General features: G+C 41.0%; 1 protein-coding gene. It reads right to left on the reverse strand.

The genetic code is table 11. The features are described 5' to 3' along the window. Positions 1-2,919 (reverse strand): amino acid adenylation domain-containing protein (locus J8L97_RS22590; protein ID WP_211052965.1); only part of this gene is annotated, 2,919 nt, incomplete at its 3' end. Between the last annotated feature and the right edge of the window lie 13 nt (positions 2,920-2,932).

A 2,932-nucleotide genomic window follows, 5' to 3' on the forward strand; every position in this document is an offset into this window, starting at 1 on the left:
TAAAAAAGCACTTAAAGTTGATGGTATATCATCAGCTGACATCTCTGATAATTCTAAACTAACGTATGCCACCAAAAACTTGTGACTGCCTTCACCACAACAGGTGACCGCAGCTTGCCTAATAAGTGCACTCTGCGTCAATTGCTGCTCTATTTCCGCCAACTCAACGCGATAACCTCGAATTTTTACTTGCTCGTCAATTCGGCCTAAGTATTCAAGCTGTCCATTTGTGGTATAACGCGCCAGATCGCCCGTGCGGTATAAAAGATTGCCATCATTATCTGAAAATGGGTTTATTACAAACCGACTTGCTGTTAGTTTTGATTGGTTGATGTACCCTTTACCTACACCGACACCTGCAATATAAAGCTCACCAATCGCGCCAGTAGGGAGTAATTGCTTTTCACAATCAAGTACATAAACTTGAACATTGTCAATTGGCTTACCAATAGAAATAGCAGTATCTGGCTTTAATTTAGAAACTGTGCAACAAATCGATGCTTCCGATGGCCCGTATGCATTATACATGGGGTAACATTGCGCCCATTGATTTGCTAGCGTAGCATCACAAGCCTCACCACCCACCATCAATGCCTGAAAATGATAATCTTGATGAAAAGGTAGATGTTGCAAGTATGCAGGGGTTATTAAAGCATGTGTGATCTCTTGATGTTGTAAATAGCTCGCCATTTTCATCGGATCAAACTTATCGTCCTCAGAACTAATACACAATGCACCACCATTGATCAGCGCCCACATCCATTCCAACGTAAACGCATCAAACCCGATAGAGGCCAATTGCAATACTTTGCTATCACGATTGATCTGAAACTTTTGACCAAGATAGCAAGCAAAGTTGACCGCTCCAGTATGCGCAATTTGAACGCCTTTTGGCTTACCGCTCGTGCCTGATGTGTAAACTACATACGCCGTAGAATTGGTGGTAAAGCTTGATGACTTAGGTAGATTTGCATCACTGTAGTGATGCAAATTTTGCATTGAGTCTAAACATATCTGCGTACCACCAAAATGAGATAACCGACTCTGGTACTGATTTTCAGTCAATAATAGTGCGGTACCTGAATCTGTCAAAATATGGGTAATTCTGGGGTCTGGATAACTTGGGTCAATCGTTAAATATGCCCCTCCTGTTTTTAAAATCGCAAGCACTGCAATAAGCAGTGTTTCTGAACGTTCTAAACACACTGCAATTGTTTGTCCCGTCGATATATGATGCTGCTCTTGTAAGAAAGCAGCCAGTGCGTTGGCTCTGGTATTCAATTCTAAATACGTTAGCTGCGTACCGCTCGTTTGGATAGCCACTGCATTTGGGTCTTGATCTACTCGTTGTTCAAATAACGTATGCAAACCACATTCAAGTGGATACTGTTTTGTATCACCGGTTGCAAACCTTAATTGCGCTCCTCGTTCTTGGCTATTTAACATTTGCAATTCATTTAGCGAAATAGGCTGTGTAACAGCACAATTAGCTAGTGTGTACAATAATTGACATAAATGCTGATTGAAATACTCAATACGCTCGCGATTAAATATTGCAGTGTCGTATGTCCAGTCGATATCAACCCCTTGCTGATGCATGCTAATATTAACATCAAGGTCAAACTTAGCGGTGATTGCTTCATTGGCGATCTTTTCAATTTCCAAAGTACTACTTTGCGGTATAGGAGTCGTTGAAAAATTATTTTGTGTTGCCAATAATATTTGGAATAATGGGGTATGGGCAGCCGTTCGTTCTACATCAAGCCTATCTACCAGTTTTTCAAAAGGCATATCTTGATGCTGTTGCGCCTCAAGGTGTACCGCCTTCACATGTGCTAAATAATTGGCTAAATCGTCATGATCCGTATCAATTCTCAATACCAGTGTATTGACAAATAAACCGACCACCGCATCTAGTTCAGTTTGCTGGCGATTGGCTATCGGCATACCTAACACAATATCATGACTGCCACTATGACGAGATAGTACTAGTGCCAATAACGCATGAGATAACATAAATGGCGTCAGCTCAAAATGTTGTACTAATAACAATAGTGATTGACTTATATCCATTGTTAGTTGCTCAGAAACCTTCGCACCAACGTAATTTTTATCTGTTGGGCGATTGTAATCCAACGGTAGACTATGTACTTTCGGTGCCCCTGCCAAATGTTGTTGCCAATATTGCCAATGAGCATCTAATGCATTACTTGTTAGATATTTATTTTGCCACTGTGCATAATCGGCATATTGCAACGTTAAAACTGGTAAAGGATTAGCTTGCTTTTTAATGTATGCTTCGTAAAGCGTAAAGCATTCATGAGTCAATATATCCATTGACCAGCCATCAGTGGCGATATGCGGAATATTAACTAAAAGTACCCCTTGAACTGGCGAACAAGTTAGAAAACTGACTTTGAGCATAACATCCGTTTTAAGATCAAAAATATATTGCTGATGCTGCTCTATATGCTGTGCTATTTCACGCTTGCACTGGGCTACAGCTAAATGAGTAAGGTCAACGTGCTCAATATGAAAGTCCACCGCGTGGACATCTTGGATCACTTGCACGGCTTGTTCATTTTCTGTTTGATATACCGTTCTAAATATCGCATGCCGGGTTATGAGTGTTGTAAAAACACGCTGTAATACCGAAATATCTACCAGCCCTTTCAGTACGAGTGCCCGTGAAATATTGTAGGCGTGAGATCCTCCTTGCATAGTATCAATAAACCATAATCGTTGCTGAGCAAACGTTAATGGTGCATGACTGCGATTTCCTATCGGCAATATTTTTTCTGGGTATAATTCTGTGGCTGGACCATTTCGTTTTTGCAACCAGCGTGCAAATTGGCGAATGCTGGGATTAGTAAACAAATCAACCAAAGCAACTTCCACGTTAAGCTGACGTTTTGTCAACGCACTCAGCTTC

Source organism: Pseudoalteromonas sp. MMG012 (assembly GCF_018100875.1).
GTDB classification, from domain to species: Bacteria; Pseudomonadota; Gammaproteobacteria; order Enterobacterales; family Alteromonadaceae; genus Pseudoalteromonas; species Pseudoalteromonas aurantia.